Source organism: Paenibacillus sp. OAS669 (assembly GCF_014873645.1).
Lineage (GTDB): Bacteria > Bacillota > Bacilli > Paenibacillales > NBRC-103111 > Paenibacillus_S > Paenibacillus_S vulneris.
The window spans coordinates 337820-357838 of sequence record NZ_JADBDR010000006.1 but is presented as its reverse complement, the minus strand read 5'-3'; the positions used below and the strand labels follow the sequence as shown (position 1 = coordinate 357838).

The 20019-nt window shown below is 47.9% G+C and carries 21 protein-coding genes and 1 pseudogene; 13 read left to right on the top strand and 9 right to left on the bottom strand.

Going from position 1 to position 20019, the window contains the following annotated elements:
• Positions 1 to 13: 13 nt before the first annotated feature.
• Positions 14 to 493: a 23S rRNA (pseudouridine(1915)-N(3))-methyltransferase RlmH gene (gene rlmH / locus GGC63_RS16090; protein WP_192703160.1), complete on the top strand. Its 480-nt coding sequence runs from the start codon at positions 14 to 16 to the stop codon at positions 491 to 493.
• An 88-nt stretch (positions 494 to 581) separates the two neighbouring features.
• Positions 582 to 1160 carry a Crp/Fnr family transcriptional regulator gene (locus GGC63_RS16085; RefSeq protein ID WP_192703224.1) on the top strand — a complete coding sequence of 193 codons (579 nt, stop codon included), beginning with the start codon at positions 582 to 584 and terminating at the stop codon, positions 1158 to 1160.
• On the opposite strand, the gene GGC63_RS16080 is transcribed toward GGC63_RS16085, so the two are convergent.
• The 6 genes from GGC63_RS16080 to GGC63_RS16055 form a co-directional block, all read right to left on the bottom strand.
• Positions 1135 to 1824 carry a DUF4386 domain-containing protein gene (locus tag GGC63_RS16080; protein ID WP_192703225.1) on the bottom strand — a complete coding sequence of 230 codons (690 nt, stop codon included), beginning with the start codon at positions 1822 to 1824 and terminating at the stop codon, positions 1135 to 1137. The two genes, GGC63_RS16085 and GGC63_RS16080, sit on opposite strands and share 26 nt — an antisense overlap.
• Before the next feature lie 444 nt (positions 1825 to 2268).
• Entirely contained in the window at positions 2269 to 3453 is a 1185-nt protein-coding gene (locus GGC63_RS16075) for an MFS transporter (protein WP_192703159.1), read from the bottom strand.
• Between the two features lie 88 nt (positions 3454 to 3541).
• Positions 3542 to 4591 carry an LLM class flavin-dependent oxidoreductase gene (locus GGC63_RS16070; protein WP_412973871.1) on the bottom strand — a complete coding sequence of 350 codons (1050 nt, stop codon included), beginning with the start codon at positions 4589 to 4591 and terminating at the stop codon, positions 3542 to 3544.
• Positions 4592 to 4650: 59 nt separating this feature from the next.
• The gene (locus GGC63_RS16065) at positions 4651 to 4932 is read right to left on the bottom strand and encodes an ArsR/SmtB family transcription factor (protein WP_192703158.1); all 282 of its coding nucleotides are present in this window, start codon (positions 4930 to 4932) and stop codon (positions 4651 to 4653) included.
• Between the two features lie 147 nt (positions 4933 to 5079).
• A complete protein-coding gene (locus tag GGC63_RS16060) occupies positions 5080 to 5229 on the bottom strand; it encodes a recombinase zinc beta ribbon domain-containing protein (protein ID WP_142497157.1) in 150 nt (49 codons plus the stop codon).
• Between the two features lie 186 nt (positions 5230 to 5415).
• A complete protein-coding gene (locus tag GGC63_RS16055; protein ID WP_192703157.1) occupies positions 5416 to 6345 on the bottom strand; it encodes a ketopantoate reductase family protein in 930 nt (309 codons plus the stop codon).
• 149 nt (positions 6346 to 6494) lie between these two features.
• Here GGC63_RS16055 and GGC63_RS16050 point away from each other — a divergent pair, with 149 nt between their 5' ends.
• The 11 genes and pseudogenes from GGC63_RS16050 (at position 6495) to GGC63_RS15995 (ending at position 16921) form a co-directional block, all read left to right on the top strand.
• Positions 6495 to 7064 carry a TetR/AcrR family transcriptional regulator gene (locus tag GGC63_RS16050; RefSeq protein ID WP_192703156.1) on the top strand — a complete coding sequence of 190 codons (570 nt, stop codon included), beginning with the start codon at positions 6495 to 6497 and terminating at the stop codon, positions 7062 to 7064.
• Between the two features lies 1 nt (position 7065).
• Positions 7066 to 8239 (top strand): annotated as a pseudogene (locus tag GGC63_RS16045) (hypothetical protein).
• A 69-nt stretch (positions 8240 to 8308) separates the two neighbouring features.
• Positions 8309 to 9106 carry a hypothetical protein gene (locus GGC63_RS16040; protein ID WP_192703155.1) on the top strand — a complete coding sequence of 266 codons (798 nt, stop codon included), beginning with the start codon at positions 8309 to 8311 and terminating at the stop codon, positions 9104 to 9106.
• Positions 9107 to 9229: 123 nt separating this feature from the next.
• Entirely contained in the window at positions 9230 to 9616 is a 387-nt protein-coding gene (locus GGC63_RS16035; RefSeq protein WP_173185073.1) for a MerR family transcriptional regulator, read from the top strand.
• A gap of 59 nt (positions 9617 to 9675) precedes the next feature.
• A complete protein-coding gene (locus tag GGC63_RS16030) occupies positions 9676 to 10497 on the top strand; it encodes an NAD(P)-dependent oxidoreductase (protein WP_010502420.1) in 822 nt (273 codons plus the stop codon).
• Positions 10498 to 10958: 461 nt separating this feature from the next.
• Positions 10959 to 11147 (top strand): hypothetical protein, encoded by a 189-nt coding sequence (locus GGC63_RS16025; RefSeq protein ID WP_163852832.1) that lies wholly within the window; start codon positions 10959 to 10961, stop codon positions 11145 to 11147.
• Between the two features lie 297 nt (positions 11148 to 11444).
• Positions 11445 to 12986: an MDR family MFS transporter gene (locus tag GGC63_RS16020; protein WP_225948245.1), complete on the top strand. Its 1542-nt coding sequence runs from the start codon at positions 11445 to 11447 to the stop codon at positions 12984 to 12986.
• A gap of 116 nt (positions 12987 to 13102) precedes the next feature.
• Positions 13103 to 14332, top strand: coding sequence for an FAD-dependent oxidoreductase (locus GGC63_RS16015; RefSeq protein ID WP_192703154.1), 1230 nt, complete (start codon positions 13103 to 13105; stop codon positions 14330 to 14332).
• A complete protein-coding gene (locus GGC63_RS16010; protein ID WP_192703153.1) occupies positions 14329 to 15021 on the top strand; it encodes a TetR/AcrR family transcriptional regulator in 693 nt (230 codons plus the stop codon). Before GGC63_RS16015 ends, GGC63_RS16010 begins: the two co-directional genes overlap by 4 nt.
• 388 nt (positions 15022 to 15409) lie before the next feature.
• Positions 15410 to 16204, top strand: a complete 795-nt coding sequence (locus GGC63_RS16005; protein WP_192703152.1) for a helix-turn-helix domain-containing protein — start codon at positions 15410 to 15412, stop codon at positions 16202 to 16204.
• A 420-nt stretch (positions 16205 to 16624) separates the two neighbouring features.
• Complete coding sequence (locus GGC63_RS15995) at positions 16625 to 16921, top strand: S-layer homology domain-containing protein (protein ID WP_225948243.1); 297 nt, start codon at positions 16625 to 16627, stop codon at positions 16919 to 16921.
• A 198-nt stretch (positions 16922 to 17119) separates the two neighbouring features.
• Here GGC63_RS15995 and GGC63_RS15990 read toward each other — a convergent pair whose 3' ends face one another.
• Genes GGC63_RS15990 through GGC63_RS15980 form a run of 3 tightly spaced genes read right to left on the bottom strand, consistent with a single transcriptional unit; the run spans position 17120 to position 20000 of the window.
• Positions 17120 to 18088 carry a CPBP family intramembrane glutamic endopeptidase gene (locus tag GGC63_RS15990; protein WP_192703151.1) on the bottom strand — a complete coding sequence of 323 codons (969 nt, stop codon included), beginning with the start codon at positions 18086 to 18088 and terminating at the stop codon, positions 17120 to 17122.
• A 50-nt stretch (positions 18089 to 18138) separates the two neighbouring features.
• Positions 18139 to 18810 carry a response regulator transcription factor gene (locus GGC63_RS15985; protein WP_225948242.1) on the bottom strand — a complete coding sequence of 224 codons (672 nt, stop codon included), beginning with the start codon at positions 18808 to 18810 and terminating at the stop codon, positions 18139 to 18141.
• Entirely contained in the window at positions 18774 to 20000 is a 1227-nt protein-coding gene (locus GGC63_RS15980) for a sensor histidine kinase (protein WP_192703150.1), read from the bottom strand. Before GGC63_RS15980 ends, GGC63_RS15985 begins: the two co-directional genes overlap by 37 nt.
• Between the last annotated feature and the right edge of the window lie 19 nt (positions 20001 to 20019).

The window sequence follows — 20019 nt, the reverse complement described above, 5'->3', positions numbered from 1 at the left end:
TGTTGCAAAGCGTATGCAAATACAGATTGTTGCCGTAGGCAAGCTGAAGGAGTCTTATCTGGTCCAGGGCATAGCGGAGTATGTCAAGCGCCTGGGGCCCTATGCCAAGGTGCAGATCAGCGAGGTGTCTGATGAGAAGGCACCGGAGAACATGAGCGCCGCCGAGGAGGCGCTCGTGCGCCAACGCGAGGGCGAACGCATCCTCGCGCAGATCAAGAGCGACGCCTACGTCGTGGCGCTCGCTCTGGACGGCAAGCCGCTCTCGAGCGAGGAGCTCGCGCGGCATGTGGAGGGCCTGGCCACGTACGGGCGCAGCCACGTGGCCTTTGTCATTGGGGGCTCGCTAGGGCTAGCCCCCGCAGTGCTGCAGCGCGCCGAACTGAAGCTGTCATTCGGGCGCATGACCCTGCCGCACCAGCTGATGCGGCTGGTGCTGGTGGAGCAGATTTACCGCGCGTTTAAGATTATGCGCGGGGAACCGTATCATAAATAACGGCAAGTTTTTATGAAATTTCTGAAGGTGTTAAGATTTGATTATATGACTTGTACGACTTATACATATCAAAGGGAGGGAAGCAATGTTGAAAGAGATCTTGTTCAAATATTTGAGGAAATACACTTCGTTTAGCGAAGAAGAGCAACAGGTAATCGCGAGTGAGATTCAAGTAGATGAGTATAAGAAAGGATCAATTCTTCTTCGGCAAGGAGACATCCCCACGAAGTGTTATTTCATACTGAAAGGCTGTATTCGGCAGTATGCTGTAGATGCATCAGGAAGAGAGGTCACCAGCAATTTCTACACGGAAGAGCAAGCAGTCGTCATCTATAACGAGCACTCGGAGAGTAAGTCATCCAACTATATGCTGACATGTCTCGAGGATTGTGTATTGGTTGTCGGCAACCTGGCAACGATTAACGACACCTATAATAAGTACCCGCAATTAGAGTCGATGACGAACCGAATGACCGTGGAGATCTTTGGAAGTGTACAAGAGGACTTCGCCAACTTCATCGCTTCTTCGCCCGAAGAAAGATTCAAATCTTTGCTGCACAAAAGACCTGGCCTTATCGACCGTGTTCCCCAGCATCAATTGGCAAGCTATCTCGGGGTTACGCCGGAGTCCCTCAGCAGAATTAAGAAACGGATTTCCCACCTCTAAACAACAGCCATAGCCCAAAGCCTAACTCACCGATGGTCATCGGCACAGTAAGAATCATTGTAAGGATCTCAATGGCCTTATTCTCTTGAGCATATACTATTGAAAATAGATGTGTGAACAAATAGCCGAGTGCCGCAATTAACAATAAGATGCTAATCCACCGGGGGATCGGATCGGCTTTGTAAGCCACTAAGCCCGTAATTAGCAGATGCCCGCCAAAGACGATCAATCCGAACGACCATGTGGATTCAAAGGCCGCTAATGCTACCATGACTTGCGCTTGTTGTTGAGGAGTCTCCAATAGGATTTGAACGTTCGCTTGACCTGTGAGAATCATGACGATGAACAAATTCAGTATTGCCGCACCTAGAATTGACGTATAGATCAAACGAAACCACGCACCGAGCAAGGATAGATGATGGTGATAGGGCTTCAGAAAAACGTAAAATGCCCAAGCCACAATGATGTCGCAAATCAGTATAATCAGCCATCCTAAGATTTCTGCCTTGAACAGCATGCTAGATGACATAAGACGATTCAACGTGGCGTCGGCATCTTCGAAGTTGATAAGCGTTCCATGTGCATAGCCATAAGAGAAAAAAGCGGCCAACGCCATAACAATCAATGATATGCCTGCTGCCAATGCTGCTGTTCGTTGTTGCATGCTTTGATTGAGGGCACTCCTCATACTGTAACCTCCTAGGGTATAAATAGTTAATCTCATTTTACTGTGTGAGTGGTGTGCATTCATTGACTTAAGTCAAGTGCCGGGCCAAACTTGCCGTTACAGACTGCGCGGTGAACCGTACCATAAGTAGGGCGAAGTTCAGGTGCATTTTGAGATCGGAGCAGAACATAAGACTAGGGTCGATGTTATTCGTACTCTTGTATAACCGGTCTGCCTGGTTGCGGTTATAAGTGACATTCGGCTCTCAATTCAATACGCTCAAGCGAACCGCTATAAAGCTATGCAATTTGGTTTTCGCAACAGACGGGAAGTCGTTTGCTCTACAAAGCGTCCATTGGATGGAGGAAGTGGAAATGGAAATAGAAAACACGAACAAGCAGTAGCATACCGCTGCTTGTTCGTGTAATTTTACGCATGGTTTCATTGTTTGCTTGTGACGGATTGTATGCCATCCGCAGACTGACTTCGCTTCGAGAATGATAATATAGCCGGAAGGAGTGCGATTGCAACACCAATTGCGCCAGCCACGCCGATTGACTGTAAGGAGAAGCTTTCCACCACAATACCGCCAATGGCAGCTCCGACAGCAATTCCCAACTGGATGAAGGATGTATTCAAGCTCAGAAGGATTCCCGCTGCGTTTGGTGCCAAGCTAATCATATAAACTTGTTGAATGGGACCCGTAGACCAAGCAAAAAACGACCATAACAGCAGCAACGGAAAGACAGCTATTGATGTATGGGCAAAGAGGGACATAAGGATCAAAATAGCAGCGTGGATCATTAAGCTTCCATTCAGCGTACGCGGAATACCTAATTTATCCGCACCATAACCTCCAGCCTGGGCGCCCAGCAAACTTGCTATACCGAATGAAAATAGCGCGATGCTCACCATCCCATTGCTCATACCCGTAATGTTCGTCAGAAATGGTGTAATAAACGTGTAAATGATCGTATAACCGACCATCCAAAAGAAGCTAATCGACAAGGTTAATAATAACTGCGGCCTTTTCAACAGGGCGAGTTGTTCTTTAAGAGGCACATTTGCCTCTCCTTGCGACTTTGGCAACGCCATTAAAATGACCAGCATCGCGATAAAACTAAGAAGGCCGATTCCATAAAAAATCATTTTCCAGTCGTAGGTGCTGGCAATGACTCTTCCCACAGGAACACCTAAAATAAGCGATAGATTAAATCCCATCATGATAGTTGCTATGGCGGTGCCTTGTTTTCCAGGTCCGGCAATTTGAGCAGAAACAGTTAAGGCAACCACGGTAAAGACACCTGTACTAAGAGCTAAGATCACTCTCGCACCAACAAGCATTGGATAGCCCGTCGAGACCACCGTAATTAAATTCCCTATAAAAAAGAGCGCCAAAGCAGCCAGCATAAGTGTTCTCCGGCTTAGTTTAGAGGTAGCCGCAATGAGAATTGGAGTACCCACCGCGTAAGATATGGAATAAACCGAAATGAGTTGGCCAGCAGCAGCAATGGTTACTCCTACATCTTTGGAAACTAGATCCAGTATCCCGGCAATTACAAATTCCGAAGTTCCCACTAAAAAACTTATAATCGCTAAAATATAAACTTTCCACGATTTAATCATTTGATTATTCTCCTTTATAATTCTATATATCTAAATATACAGAAATGATAACAATGAAGGATTGCAATTTCTTAACATCTTACTTTCTTTAATGCCTAGCTAGCTCCTTGCGGACAAGGGGGGCGACATCCGTTCCAAATCGTTCGATCGTTCTTAACAAATCACGATGCGGAAGCGTACTAAAGTCAACGTACAAAAGAAAACGAGTCAAGCCCAGTTGTTTGGTTACACGCACGATCTTTTCTGCTACATATTCTGAATCTCCAACATAAAGAGCGCCGCGAGGGCTCAGTGCTTCCTCATATACACTTCGTGTATAAGTCGCCCAACCGCGTTCCCTTCCAATTTGATTCATTTGTTCGGCCATAATGGGATAATACTTTTCTCTGGCTGCTGCAAACGAGTTGGCAATAAAACCATGCGAATGACAGGCGATTTGCAATTGATTAGGATCGTGCCCTGCTTGTTGGGCTGCTTTAAGATATAACTGCACTAAGGGAGCGAAACGCTCCGGCATGCCGCCTATAATGGAGAAAATGACAGGAAGACCAAGCTGACCGGCACGAATGGCCGACCCCGGACTGCCGCCAGTAGCAATCCATACAGGAAGCGGGAATTGTTGCGCTCGCGGGTATACGCCCATATTGTGCAGCGGTGCACGGTGCTTGCCACTCCATGTTACGTTCTCTGAAGATCGTATTTTGAGTAAAAGCTCCAATTTCTCATCGAATAATTCCTCATAATTTTGCAGGTTATATCCGAAGAGCGGAAAAGATTCGACAAAAGAACCGCGTCCGGCCATGATCTCGGCCCGCCCATTTGTTAAGTTATCCAGAGTGGCGAAATCCTGATAAACACGGACTGGATCCGACGAAGACAATACCGTAACGGCACTGGACAACCGAATATGATTTGTAGTAGCTGCAGCCGAAGCCAAAATAATTGCCGGCGATGAGCTTGTGTAGTCCATGCGATGATGTTCACCGATCGCATAGACATCAAGACCGGCCTGATCAGCCAGCTGAATTTCTTCCATCGCTTGTCGCAGTCGTTCGCCTGGCAGAACGCCCCCTCCTTTGGGGTTGGTGTGAAGAAATGTAGAGATTCCAAGTTCCAATGGCACGCGATTTTCCAAAATGGTTTCCCTCCTTTATCTTTTCTATAATTCTAAAGATATAGAAATGATGCTTAAAAAATTTACGCCAGTAAATATGGCGCAAACTTCATTGCCACTTCTTGATCAACACTGTAGTGAATAAACGAACCGTTCTTTTGCGACTGGACTAAACCCGATTCCGTCAGCTGCTTGAGATGATGGGATAACGTTGAACCAGCTACGTGACCAAGCTGTTCACCGATCGCGGTAACGCATTGATTCTTTTGCTTTACTAGCATTAAGGCAATTTTTAGTCGTGTAGGCTCACCTAGAGCCTTGTATACTTTGACAGCTTGCACTAGATCGTGATCGACATCAGCCATTAAATTCTCCTTTCCGTCATCATTTCTATATTTATGGAATTATAGAAATGATATTACCACCTAATGACTGCGGTGTAAAGTAAAAATTTGATTTGGCTGTTTGTCAATCGTCTGTGAAACCTTAACTCGTCCGAGAAAATGCCACTTTCAAGTTTGGCCAAAGCGCTCACCAAAGCACTTCGGCATAGACGAATAATACAAGTGATTCACGATTTCTCCCGTCTTCGTCTTCTTGCTCCGGGTACGACTAGCAACCATCGCTGCGCCACACTTCGGACAGCGAATCAGCCCGGACAACAGGAACTCACCGTCAAAGATGCGGGATGGCGTGAATGACTTCTTCTGGAGAAGGAACTGGACTTTCTCCCATCACGCATCGGAAATAATGGCTTCATGTTCCCCATCGGCAATGATCGGCTCAGCGCTCTTACCTCGCCTACGCTTGTTGCTCCAGTTCTCGTAGCGGTTATATCGAAGGCTTCTTTAAATTTCTTTTGCATATTCAGTATTCTCAAATGCCATCGTAAGACGCGGCAAAGGTATGCTTGCCTTTTTTGCTTCTCTCACAACTTCAAGTACCGCAAAACCTGCTTTACTATTGTTGTATTCGACAAAAAGCCGCGGTAAGCTGCCTTTTGCAAAAATAACCTTGTTAAAAAGTGTGCCGAGAAGTCCAGGTGGAATTTTAGTCAGCAGGAGAGAAATGGCATCAAGCTTTGCACCTCTTGCTTTAAGTACAGGAATCATTTCCCTCATATTCAACCCAAGATTGGAAAATGAGTCACTATGGTTCATGAGCGCTGGAAAACTTCCCCGTTTTAACACCTCGGCTTCCATCGCTGCATTCATGGCAAAGTGATTCCATAGCCAGTTTTGCATATCCTTTATCCAACTAATTTTAAAATGGGCACTTTCAAATAGTTCTCTGACCTTGTTGTTAATATGCTCAGTGCCTGTCCGTGGTTTTTCTAGAAATACCATTTTCAAAAAGCCGCCCCTAAGCTTATTGTCCGCTATGCCGCCTCCTGCTCCGGGGAAGCCAAAGACAACATTGTTCATAGACAATGGTGCGATCGATGACTTCAAGTCTTGCCAAATGTTATTGAATATGAGGACAGGGGTATTTCCTGCAGCAGTTGATAGGAATTGTGCTGCTTCCGGAAGTTGTTCCGTGTTGACGCTCACAATAATGAGATCATAATTTGGAAGGATCTCCTCATGCAGTTTGACGTTCCAGCTTTCTTTTATTAGCTTTTTCCCTTTTCGTGCGTCCCACATTTCAAGCTCTATACTGCTTCCGAAGGTTTCTTTCCTCCCCTTTCTAACGTAAAAGTCAACTGTATGCCCTGCCTGTTCGAAAGCCCACGCATATTGGGTCGATATTACACCTCTACCGAAGAATAAAATTTTCATGTTAGACTCCCCCAAAGAGTTGATAATCCTTATTGATGATCAAACAACGTGTTGTATGATAATATTGTATGGATTCACTATACGGTCATCAACCATCAGATTTTTAATATCTGTCGGATCATCTATTGAACCGGAAATGGAGGCAAATTATGAACAAGCAACCTGAAATTACGGACAAAACCAGGCAGACCTTTATAAATGTGTTCTGTGATTTATATAGCCAAAAACCAATTGAAAAAATATCTATTCAAGAGATTGCTAACAAGTCAGGATATAATCGCAGTACATTTTATCAATACTTTACAGATATTTATGAGTTGCTGAACTACATTGAAGAGAAGGTTTTGAAATCCATTAACGAGGAAATGGCAAGCAGGGAGCTTTCTACGCATACTTTCCAAGATGCGCTTCAATGCTTGGAAAGTACAGAAGATATTTCTGTCCTAAAAGCCCTCCTGGGTGACTATGGTTCTGTTCATTTTGTTGAACGCCTGAAAAGAGAAATTCCCTTTGAGAGATTGATTGTGAACCTTCCAACAAATGAGATTTTGGCGCCATACCTGATTGAGTTTTATATATCAACATTAATTTCTTTGTTTCGCCTTTGGATACGCAACGGCAAAGATTTATCGTCGAAAGAATTGGTCAAGCTGATAGATAGCCTATTCGCAAATGGGATAAAGCCGTTTCATATCTTTGGCACGGTCAAGAAAGAGTAAAATGTCAAAAGATAACCAAGCTCGTCCTCCCGTTGGTTCGATCAGAGAAGATGGTTGTTATCCCATCGACCTGACAGGTCCGGGCAGTCTATCGGTTGGGCCGTCGCAGCTGGGGAAGAAGGCTGACCTTCATGTTGCGCCTGATGCGAAAATCGATTGGACCGTATTCGATGCCTTTTCTACGCCGGCGGGTTCACCCTGACCGCGATATCTGCATTATACGGGAAGTGACGCAGGCTTCTTCGATTGGGCGCAGAGGCGTCCCATTGAAGAGATGATGTGGGCTCCAATCCTGTCTGCTGAGACCGTGGTGGATGCCAGCCGCTCCAATTTGAATAGCTTGCATATCGAGATGAATTCGTCTGGCGGGCGACTAACCCTGAAGCCTCCGAAGCGATGTTTCATTCTGGGCGTGTCCGGCAATTTATCACGTTTCTCGGGCACAGGCGATACGCCATCTTCTCTGACACTGGCGCCGCGTACCGGTAGACGCAAGAATGACACCCCATTGTTGATTCCCGACCTGGGTGAGCTGCACCAAGTGATGAGCCTTGCCTTACATAATGCACCGCTGGGGCAGCCCATCTCGCTAGCATTTCTGAGCCGCTTTCCAAACTTAAACTCACTACATTTGCGGGTGAACTTCTGCGATATGGACTTGTTGGCTCGGCATAGCCGGTTAACGGATTTGGAGCTGCGCTTCATGCCTGATCTGAAAGGCTTTCCGTCCTTAAACGTGTGGCCGTCACTTGACAGTTTTATCGCTTACAATGTAGAAGAGTTCGAGGGTAAGCGTCTGAAGCAGGAAATGAAAACACGCGCGAAAACCCGCTCTTGGGCCGGCATGCTTCGGTGAGCCAATTGCGGAAGCCTGAATGGTGGGCTGCCGAGTTCGGACGCCCGTTCTCGTCCTGGCCTAAACATCTGGCCAAGCTGGCTAACGAAGCTTACAACGTTGCACTGGCAAACCTAGCACAGGCCGCCAGCTTTCCCGAAGCCGAGGCGGCTATTACCGCGTTCACCATGCGTTTCAACACGCTCAAAGGCATCGAAACCACGAACGAGAGGACCTTGGTGAAGCCGTTTGGCAGCTCAGCCAGGCTGATCACCTGATTGGCCAGCCTATAACGGAAGATATGGCTCTACGCTGGTTCGATGCAGCGCGCAAATACTGATTTAAATGAGAACAATGTGGTCGGATATCACAGTAAGGTCGCTAATCAGCCGGACAAGGAGGAGGCCGAATGGATAAAAGAGCCCAAAAGATATTGCTGAATACCTTCTGGTCTTCAAGGGGATGGAAAGACCGACCGTATGCCTTTGCTGGCGAGGACTTCAACTATGCCAAGAGCAAAGGGCTTATGTTCGATCCTATAACGATCCATCATGATGATCTCATTAAGCGATTGCACAAATTGCATCAGGAGATTACTAAAGAACGGGTAGCCGCTGCGTTCCTGCACAGTCTGTCTACGAGAAAAGTCTATCTGAGGAGCTCCCTTTCAAGCTGGGCTCTGACTTCCGGATTGCCTTTGCATACCTATGAACAGCGGAGCTCGGTACGGACAAATACCAGCAGCTGCGGGGATTGTAATTATCATCAACTCATGGCGGATCGGGAATATGTGGAGGAGGATTTAAATGTGCTGAATTTCGAGAGGGTCAAATGGGGAGGCGTCCGCTTGAACGATCTTCTGTACTGTTGGCTGGACCTCGAACTATTCAGTAGAGAGGAAGCGATGGAATGTACGGACGAGGATGTGGCCATCCTCTACAACATGCTCGAAGCGATTCGGAGCTGTGCGGACAATGAGAGCGCCCGGATGTTGGAGAAGCGTTGGAAGAATGCGATGGTTTCCAGCAAACAAGAACGGGATGTGGTGATGGAAGTATGGGGATATGCCGGATTGCTGACGCGGCGTGATACGCTCCGTAAACATAGAGGTGCAGGTCATGATTTTAACTCCGTGGCGAAGTGGCAGGGGGATGACGGATACTCCGAAGAAGCGCTTGACTATTACTTCGGGGCTTACGCTCTTTAGACGATACGGGGAACCGTATCATAAGTAGGGCGAAATTCAGGTGCCTTTACATTTTCCAATCCAAATGCTATCATGCAAACACGACGTTAACGTCATATTATATCTTGGAGGGAGTGATACAGCATGAACCGCATGCGCATTGGTGATTTGACAGAACGAGCCGGGGTGACCCAGCGCACGGTTCGCTATTACGAGAGCATTGGATTGCTTCCATCTGGCGAGCGCGAAGGCAATGGTCATCATTACTACACGGAAGAAACGGTCGCTCGTCTGCATAAGATCGATCAGTTGAAGAAGATCGGCCTAAGTTTGGAGGAAATTCGGGATGTAATCGAGCTTTACTTTACGGATACGAGCGGGGTGCTGCCGAAGCGGAAAGTCCTCGGCATACTGCGCCAGCATCTGGCCGACACGGACCAGAAACTTGAAGCGCTCGGGCAGTTCCGCAGCGATTTGCAGTCGAATATAGAACGTTTCGAGCGATGGCTCGAGGCCAATGAAAGCGATTAATTTTTTTGCTCTAAACATGACGTTGACGTCATGGTTAACATCCTAAGGAGGCTAAATTCATGAGAGAAAACATTGGATTTATCGGACTCGGACTGCTTGGTATGCCAGTCGCTGCCAATCTGCTCCAAGCAGGATATGCGTTGACCGTATACAACCGCACCCCAGAAAAAGCGGAACCGCTCGTGGCCCAAGGTGCGCTGCAGGCGGTCCGTCCAGCTGACACCGTGACAACCGGTGGCATCGTCGTCACCTTGGTTTGGGACGATGAAGCATTGGAAGACGTCGTCAAAAGCGAAGATTTCCTAGAACGCCTGGGCATAGGCGGTATTCATGTATCAATGAGTACGGTGTCGCCGGATACGGGCAGGAAGCTGGCGGATCTGCACGCGCGGCACGGTTCCGTCTATGTTGAGGCGCCTATCTTTGGACGGCCGGAGGCAGCCGCTGCCAGGCAATTGTGGATTCCTATAGCGGGTCCGCAGGAAGCAAAGGAGCGGGTGCGGCCGCTGCTGGAAGCGATGGGAGCTAAGGGGATCTTCGACTTTGGCGAGGAAGCCGGTTCGGCTGTACTCGTCAAACTGATCGGTAACTTCCTAATCGTCTCCGCCGCACGCTCACTGGAAGAAGCACTAGGAATAGCTGAGCGCGGCGGGGTTGATCCCACAGCAGCGGTCAATATGCTTACCAGCACACTGTTTACCGCCCCAATTTATCAAAGCTATGGCAAAATGATAGCCGAGAAGTCATCCATATCCGAAAGTAAGATTCCGCAGAAAGATGTCGGCCTCTTGCTGTCGGCGGCGCAAAATGCACAAGTTCCAGCCCCGCTTTCCAGCCTGCTGCTTGATATGCTGGAGAACGGAGATCGGAGCAGAACATAGGGCTAAAGTACACTTTAAGGCAAGCGTAATTTTAATACAATCGCTTGTTGCATAACGTCGACGCATTGCCGGCCAGCACCGTTATTAATTGAATGAGTCTGCCAAAGTGAGTAGGCATAGCGAAGTCTGGCGGCCACAGGGCCGCCATTTGTTTTCGCCGATAGACCCGTTAAGCTGAACCGTATCACAAGTGATGGTAAACACCATCAGACAAGAAATAGTACTCGATAGTAGCTTTATTAGCAGATTAAGGTAATAGTGATAGCATAGGGAGTTTACTTTTTTGGGGAAGGGTCGCAAACTGTAACTCGTAACACACACTTTACAAACTTGACCACACTTAGAAGGCTTATTCCACTTGTTGAAAATGGAGTGAGCTTTTTTGTATGCAGAAAACTATCTAGGAGGATGAAGAACAATGTCAAAATGTGTATCGGCAGTAGAGGAAAAGGTGGGTTTACTTGCCCAGGCGCAAGTGGAATATATTTCTCCACCTCCTCGTCGTGCGCTCCGGCCTGCGTGAAGAACGTCATCAGGTAGTCGTTATCGTACAGTATGGCGACTTTGTACGTTTGGAGCCCATCACCTACATCGAGTATTTCTACGTACTTGGGGTGACTTCCAAGCAGTCCTCCGTTTTCATGGTCTAACCCCACGTTGCCAAGATCTCGAATGTTGTCACCTGCTTCAAGAACTACGATGTAGCCCCTTCCGACCAAACGAAACTCGGTTGCCTCTTCTTCCTTCCGCTCATCTCTAAGTTGTAGTAAATACTCCTCAACCTGAAGGAGAAAGTTCCACTGGAAGTGTCACAGCAAGTCGTAAGACGGCAAGGTCTTGCTGTGTCTTGATGATTCTCATTCATCTGTCCCTCCTAAAAATGAAAATAACCCCTCGAAAAGGGGGTCATGGTTATGATATATGTATAACCATTACGAACGCTGTTCTTGACGAACGGTGTTCGTAATGGTATAACTGAAATGTGCTTATTAGAGCTCAATAAGCATGCTCTGAAATTTATACAGAAAGAAGTGAGAATAATCGATATGGGGCCAGCAAATAAAACAGCAAGTATGCAGTCAGAATTTTCATTGAAAAAAATATTACCGGTGCTGCTTGCAGTGACTTCGGGAATGTTCCTCGTAATCTTGGACAGTACGATTATGAACGTGGCAGTACCGAAATTGGTAAGCGCCTTTGATACCAATCTCAGCACCATTCAATGGGTCATTACGGCCTATACTTTGTCATTATCAGCTATTATTCCGCTCGCAGGTTGGTTCTCGGACCGTTTCTCGTCAAAACGGATGTTTATGACGAGCATCGTGTTATTTGTGCTTGCTTCTGTCTTGTGTGCCCTGGCGCAAACGCCTGAGCAACTGATCATCTTCCGTATCCTTCAAGGACTCGGAGGGGGCATGGTTGCCCCGATTGGGATTGCAACGGTGTTCTCCGTTTCGCCTCCCGACAAACGTGGTTCAGTCATGGGGATTCTCGGGATTCCGATGCTACTCGCACCGATTCTCGGTCCTGTTCTGTCTGGTTGGCTTATTGAGTTTATAAATTGGCACTGGATCTTTTTCATCAATGTGCCGGTTGGGTTTATCGCGTTACTAATGGCATGGAGATACCTCCCTACAGCGAAGCCGAAGCACAACAGCAAGCTCGATGTTGTCGGCGCAATCTTAGCTCCGATATCCTTCGCCTCACTGGTCTTCGCGGTTCACCAAGCTGGTGAGAAGGGCTGGTCGAATGCATGGACGCTTGGTTCACTCATATTCGGTATCGTCATGCTTACAATTTTTATCTGGCATGAATTGCAGCAGAAATATCCTCTGCTGGAGCTTAGGGTGTTCCGCTCTCCGGCATTCGTACATGGAATTCTCGTCGCGTGGCTAAATCAGATTGCGTTGTTCGGCAGCATTCTGTTGTTCCCTCTTTATTTGCAGCAGGTTAAGGGCCTTTCGCCGCTTGAGGCTGGACTGTATGTCATTCCACAGGCAATCTTGTCAACGGTGGGAATCAACCTCGGTGGCAAATTGTTTGACCGTTACGGAGTTCGGCCGGTTGCCATTATGGGCATTCTGTCTCTATCTGGCTCATTGCTCGCATTGACACAAGTTACTGCTAATACCAGTCCGTTGTACATTATGTGTAGCTTTGCCTTTGCAGGACTAGGCCAAGGATTGACGATGATGCAGATCAATACTCATGTGCTCAAATCGGCTCCGAAGGAATTAGTCAGTCGCGTGACACCGATAACAACTTCAGCCCAGCAAATCATGTCATCCTTCGGAGTGACGATTACGATGGCTTTTCTAGCTGAAAAGATTAGAGAACTACCTTCCCAGCATACTCTCAATCAGTTGGGGTATGCTTTCGGTTCCACGTTCTGGATCACTCTGGGGTTTGCGATTGCGGCATTAGTACTCAGTTTATTTTTTGCAAAACGTATAGAAAATAAGACTGCCTCACCTCAATCGAAATAGCGTTAGCTTATCAGCAGAGAGAATTTGTATTCTGCGGCCTTGGACGAAAAGAATGGAGTTCGCAATAAAGATATTTCACTTTGATAAACGACAAATATGCTGAGGAGATGTTTACAATGACAACAACTACTAAAGATCAAAAACGTATCGCTATTATCGGAGGGGGCCCCGGCGGACTAACGCTTGCGCTCATTCTTCAACATCATGGCATTCCGTCCGTCATTTATGAGCGGGAGCTGGAAGACAAGAGTCATGAACGCGGAGGTTCCCTTGACATTCATGAGGAATCCGGTCAACAGGCGCTGAAGGAAGCCGGACTTTATGAGGCTTTTCAAAAAGTAGCTCGTTATGAAGGGGAGGACTTTCGCCTATTCGATAAGACTGGAAAATGTTTTTTGGATGAAGTAGCTGATGAGAATGCTCCAGGAGGGCGGCCAGAGATCGACCGTGGCGTACTTTGCGATTTACTCTTAAGCAAGTTGGACCCAGCGATCATCCGCTATGGGTATAAGCTAGACAAGGCCGTTTCACTATCCAATGGCATGACAGAGCTTCATTTCGAGAACGGGTTCGTCGATACCGCGCATCTTGTAGTTGGAGCGGACGGTGCCTTCTCCCGTATTCGTCGGCTGCTTTCGGATACGGATGTCAGTTATTCGGGACTAACCATGTTAGAGCTTAATGTTGAGGACGCTGCTAAACACTATCCTGATTTGGCTGCATTCAACCGTCGTGGCAAAGTGTTTGCATTGGACGATCACAAAGGCATTTTGGGGCAGTTGAATGGTGATGGGCGCATTAAGGTCTATGCGAGCCTGTGGGTGGATCGGGAGTGGCTCGAAACAAGCGGTATTAGGTCTGAAAATCCTCAGGAAGCGAAAGCAAAACTACTGGAGATCTTCCAAGATTGGGATGAGTCGCTCAAAAATTATATCCGCTACGCGGCTGATGCTGTTCTTCCAAGACGGATTTACATGTTACCGGTTGGATTCAAGTGGAAAAGGAACTCCGGTGTTACGCTGATCGGTGACGCGGCCCACGTCATGTCTCCGTTCGCTGGCGAAGGCGTTAATATGGCGATGCAGGACGCAATGGAGCTTGCACTTGCGATCGTACGGAATGGAGATCAAGCAAAAGCGATCGAGGATTATGAGGAGAAGATGTACGCCTATTCTTCGGAGATGGCTCGTGAGTCAAACGATAATCTCGTCCTGTGCTTCTCGGATGATGCAGCCCGGAAGCTTAACGAGCTTATGAATTCGTACCATGAGCAGTATAACGAAGCGAAATCGAGCCTGAAAAGCGGATTTACTATTCGCTTCCGGCATGATATAAGAGAAGTATGATGAAACCTAAACGTAAAATTGTAAGTCGCCGGGCTCGTCCGGCCAAAGAACCGCTCAGCCATGAGTTGATTGTAAAGACCGCCTATGAGTTGCTGAAAGAAGAAGGCACCCCAGGCATGAGCATGCGGAAGGTGGCCAAAGCACTGGACACCGGACCTTCCTCGCTCTATGTTTACGTAAAGAACTTGCAGGAGTTGAGCTCCTATGTGCTGGATTATGGACTTGGGGAGCTCGTGCTGCCAGAGCTAACGGAAGGCAATTGGAAGGAACAGCTTTTCCGGGCTTTGGATGCATATGTGATGTTGCTAATCGAGCAGCCTGGACTTGCGGAGCTGTCACTTCAGGCAATTCCGGTAGGGACCCATGCATTCCGGTTGAATGAATACCTACTTACGGTCCTGCACAAGGGTGGTATTACGTCCACTTCCGCTGCTTGGGGAATGGATCTATTATTGCTGTATGTTTCCTCAGTCGCTTTCGAGAAGGCCGCTAGGTCCAGGCATGGAGAGGAACAGATGAATGCCATCCAACGTTCTTACCAAGCTTCAGATCCGGTTCGTTTCCCGCTCATTCACAGTCTGAAAGAGGAGTTGTTTTCCGGAGACACCGTTTCGAAGGAACGGTTCTATTGGGGGATTGAAGTGATCTTGAACGGTATTGTGCAAGCTAACGGTTTGCAGCGGAGCTAGATCAGTTGTTGGACGGTAACGGCTTACTGGTTTCCCTTCAAGAGCGAATTTTTGAACAAAGCAAGAACAAAGAAAGGGCCGTCCCAACGAAGGATGGCCCTTAAAACTTGCCGTTACAGACAGCGCGGTGAACCGTATCATAAGTGACGGCGAAATTTTTGGTGTTTCAGAATAATCGTCCAAAGGAAGGTGAGAGGGTTGGATTGGAGATACAACCCATATCGACCCATAAACGGCGCTTTTTCATTTTATTAAGCTAACGGGCAGCGATTTTCTGACTATTACGCATTTGCAACTGTAAGTGGCGCAAACGCAACCTCAATCATATAGCATTGACTCCATTGTTTTTCTATACTTAAGGTCACAAATAGCAAAGGAGATCAAGCCTATGACGTTCAGTGAAAAATTGTTGCAACTTAGAAAAGAAAAAGGTTACTCCCAGGAAGTGCTAGCCGAAAAACTAGGCACGACCAGACAGGCAGTCAGCAAGTGGGAAAACGGACAAGGGTTCCCCGAAACCGAAAAGCTGCTAATGATTGGCAACCTGTTCGAAGTGTCCGTCGATTATTTGCTGAAGGAGAGCGAGGTGAAGGGCGGCGTTGACGAGCGTGGGTATTATGTCAGCCAAGAGATGGCGGAAGGGTATTTGAGTCATCAGCAGAAGTCAACCAATCGCATCGCGTCAGGCGTGTTCCTGCTAATTATGGCTTGTTTGCCGTATTTGATGTTTCGACAGGAAGTCGTATATTCCTTTCTTATTATTCTGTTAGCGGCAGGAGGCGTCATTACGCTCATATCCGCCATACTTAAAGACGAGGAACGGTACCACGTACTGGAGAAAGAAGCTCTTATGCTGGATCAGGGTTATGTGAAGCAATTGATGGAACGCTTGAATCGATTGAAGAGTAGGTACGCAACCGTAATCATCGTCGGTGCTGGTATGTTGGTGGTAGGCGGAATGGCTTTTTTGCTAGAGAGAAAGGGGATCTCCGGAGACGCATTAGTCCCTTATTATCCGGTTTGCGTCGTTTTGATCGCCATGGGTGCATATGCAATTATTCGAACATCTATGCTGTGGTCCTCCTATAGTCTGCTGATCTACAATGAGAAGCATATTAATTGGCGAAATAACGGCTTCTGGAGAAAAGTCAGGAAAAGGATTGCTAAAAAGCTTGGCCCTTAATCAATGTATAACACTAGGAAGATGTCTATTGTTAATAAGGCCGCCGATTATTTCGGCGGCTTTCTGTGTAGATTTATGAAAGCAGAATCGGGCATTGAAAGGTTGGTAATCCTGCGCCGCGCCATGCTCCTTTCGCATTTTTCGCCGATGGACCCGTTAAGCTGAACCTTACCATAAGTGACATCGAAATTTGTAGGATTGTAATTTATGAGGGGCCACCGGGTAACTAAGCTAATTAACCAAGGCCATTCTTTTTAGGTATCTTTCCATATCTGAGACATCGTTTGGGCTTAGACGAGAAGTCGTGCCTATGAGTAATTCCGGGCAGCAACCATTGGGACACCGCCAAGGCGGAGCAACGATATTCGCTGCCCGGTTTCGAATTCGCCGATGCGGTGCCGGTGCCGATGAATGCGGACGATGTCATTTTCCACAATCCAACTGCTGCACGGGTCTCCCGAAGGCGACGGCAACTTTGCGCCCGAGGCCTCCATTCGCTACAAAGACATGATGGTGATCCTCTATCAGGTGTTGGAATCATTTAACGAGCTGTCGAAGGGTTTAAGATGGCGCACCCTGAAAAGCTTTCCGGATGCGGATGGCGTAGCCGATTATGCCCGAACCGCCATGAAGCGGTTTGTCGAAACCGGCATCCTTAGCGGAAACGGAGAGAGTTTGGCTACGCAGGCGCTTTTCATGAGGGAGCAGGCCGCGTAAGTGCGGTATCGGCTGTTGACCTAATAAAAGCGGGTGAGGCAACTCCGGAGCGTCTCTTCCAGAATTGCCTCGATAAATTACATTGCTTTAATCGTTCGGATCGTATTGAACCTAAAGTTAAAACTGTGTAGGCTGTATTGCGGAAACGAATATAACAATATGATTAACGTACAATCTCATAAGAACGATCAGAAAATGTCAGCCGTTTGCCTGTTCAACGGATCTTCTTTCCTTCCATTGCCTCCGTCTGAGCATTACGGACACATATCCAATTCCGATCAAAAATACCGTTGTGGTGACGATGCTGCCTTCCAAGCCGAATGCCCCGCCCGTCAGCCAATCCGATCCGGTGAGTTGGAGATGGAACAGATGCCCACCCTCTGCCGCGCTGCCACCGACTTCTGCCCCGTAGATGTTGCCTAAAGCCCAGTTCCATACCGTGTGCCAGGCACACACTCCCCAAAGCGATCCTTTATCGATGCGATAGAGCGCAAGAAATAACCCGAACAGAAATAGATTGCAGAGGACCAAAGGAGAGAAGCCGTTGTTCAGACCGTGAACACAGGCAAAACAAAGGGAAGAAAGCAAAACCCCGATCCAAGGGTTCGTGCGGATGCTGATCGTCTGAAGCAGCCAACCGCGATACAACACCTCCTCTGCCGAGGCTTGAACTGCCCACCCGAGGAAGACGAGAATAATTCCTCCAAGTGCCGGCACTCCTTCCAGCGGACCGCTTAAGGGAGTGAAGCTTCCGATGTTCAAGAGAACCGCGATACCTGTCGCAAAGCTTATCATCAGGAAGCCGATACATAGGCCTCGGAGGTATCCAGAAACGAGCCCTTGGCGTGAAAAACCAAGTGTACCGAAAGGGCGGCGCTCGAACCATTTCAGCCACCCCCAGAGCATCAGATAGATGGGCACATTCAAAAGCCATAGGATGAGAATCTTCGCGATAGCAGAAAAGACGGCAGGCTGATGAACAAGAGACTGCTCAAGTCCTGAAAGAGCCGTGTTCAAGGAACCGGACAGCGTTTCCGCGAGCAGGATACTGACAAGAACGAAAGCGAAGGAGAGCAGCACCGCTGCTATCGGATGAGTAACACGCTTCGTTTGAGTACGTAAGGTACATGTCGGGGATTCGGGTTGCAATAAAGTCTTCATGGTCATAGAGTCTTACTCGTTCCTCCCTTAAGGGTATAAGTCGTTTGATTTTGTATTTAAACCAGCCGTTCATCAGAAGCTTTCTTCATCGCCGATTTCCGGTTGTGAACATTTAACTTGGAATAAATATTGGAAATATAATTTTTGACCGTACCTTCCGATAAACCCATGCGATCGGAAATGGCTCTGTTTGCGATCCCGTCCGAAATATACTTAAGCACTTGCAGCTCCCTCTCGGTTAATCCGTACGGGGATTCCTTCGGATTGGCCGTACCCAGAGAGCGGGCAAACAACGATTTGGCCACCTCCTGCGTAATCATCGTTTCTCCGCGGTACACCAACCTTATCGCTGCTGCGAGATCCAAGGGATGGATTGCCTTCAGGATGTACCCTTCAGCACCTGCATTTAAAGCACCGACGACGTAGCATACGTCTTGAAATGTAGTTAACACAAGGACCTTGACCTCAGACCACCTTGCTTTGATAATAGCGGTTGCCTCTACTCCGTCCATGATGGGCATATGGATATCCATCAACACCAAATCGGGCTTCAACCGATTCACTTGATCGACGGCTTCCTTCCCGTCGGCCGCCGTTGCAACGACTTTAATATCCGCTGCCGAACCAAGGACAATCTTCAGACTTTTACGAATGATCTCTTGATCATCTGCGATCAGTACTCGGATGTCTTTCATTTCCGGTGTATTTTTTTCGTCGGAATCGTACATGCAATTACCGTCCCATGGTCAGAATGTGAAGTTACAGCCAAGGTGCCGTTCAGATTTGCCGCCCGTTCGTACATAGCCTTTAACCCGAAGCCTTCTACCAGTTCACTTGCGCCCTTTCCGTCATCGGCAATTTTGATTTCGACGCATTCCTCCGAGTAGGCAAGCTCAATGCGGATCGAAGAAGCCTTTCCATGCTTGTTGGCGTTAGTCAAGGATTCCTGCAGACAACGGATCATCGTCAATCGAACGTTTTCCGAGACCGTATACTCCGTTCCTTCGACATGCACCGCAATTTCGGTGCCCGTATGGAGTGCAAACTCACCGGCGATTTGCGAAAGAGCTTCCGTAAGCGTCCGCTCCTCCTGTTCCGGAGCAATCTGATGGATATGCCTTCGAACCTCGTCAAGTCCGTTTCTCGTCACTTCAAGCAGCTCCTGTAGACTGTTTTTCGCTTCTTGCGGGTCGACGTCGATGAGGTAATGCACCGCATCCATCCCCGTAATTGTCGTGGCAAACGTATGGCCGACCGTATCATGAAGTTCACGTGAAAGTCGGTTCCGTTCCTCCGTCAGCGTCAGTGCTTCGATTTGTTTGGCATAAAGCTCCAAAGTCTGGTTTTGTTTGGTGATCAATCCGTAGGAGGCAATCAACTTTTGAAAGCAGAAGCCGCTGCCGTAGAGAACCCCGAATTCGATGGCCACGCTGATTGTCGTTTCTATCCCGGTCCCCCGAAACCATCCGACCAGTAATGGAATGAAAATAACGGATGTTGCAGCCGAGAAGACGGCGATTCGGCCGACACTCATATACCCCAACATGATGGAAGGGAAATTATAGAATGCGAATTCAACCGTCGGGCTTGCTGCCATCAAGCAGAAAAAGGTTCCGTTAAGCAATAATTCGGCCAGAACCGGGAACATCCGCGGAATGCCGCGGCGCAAAAAGAGTACCATCGGCGTAACATAAGCCAAGGTGTAAAACAGCAAAATGAACCACCGATCACCCGTGGTTGCAAACCCCGAGCTACCGCTTAAATCGCCGCCAGAGCGGCTTAGGAGGTAATGAACCCCCAGCAGGAACCATAAGGTCCGAGTGCCAGTGATCACATAATCAAACCAATGCCTGTACGGTACGGCATCTGCCACCTTGTTACGGACCCAATCACAAGAGCTCTGGGACTTGGCGGACACAGGATTCCTCCCTCCTTTT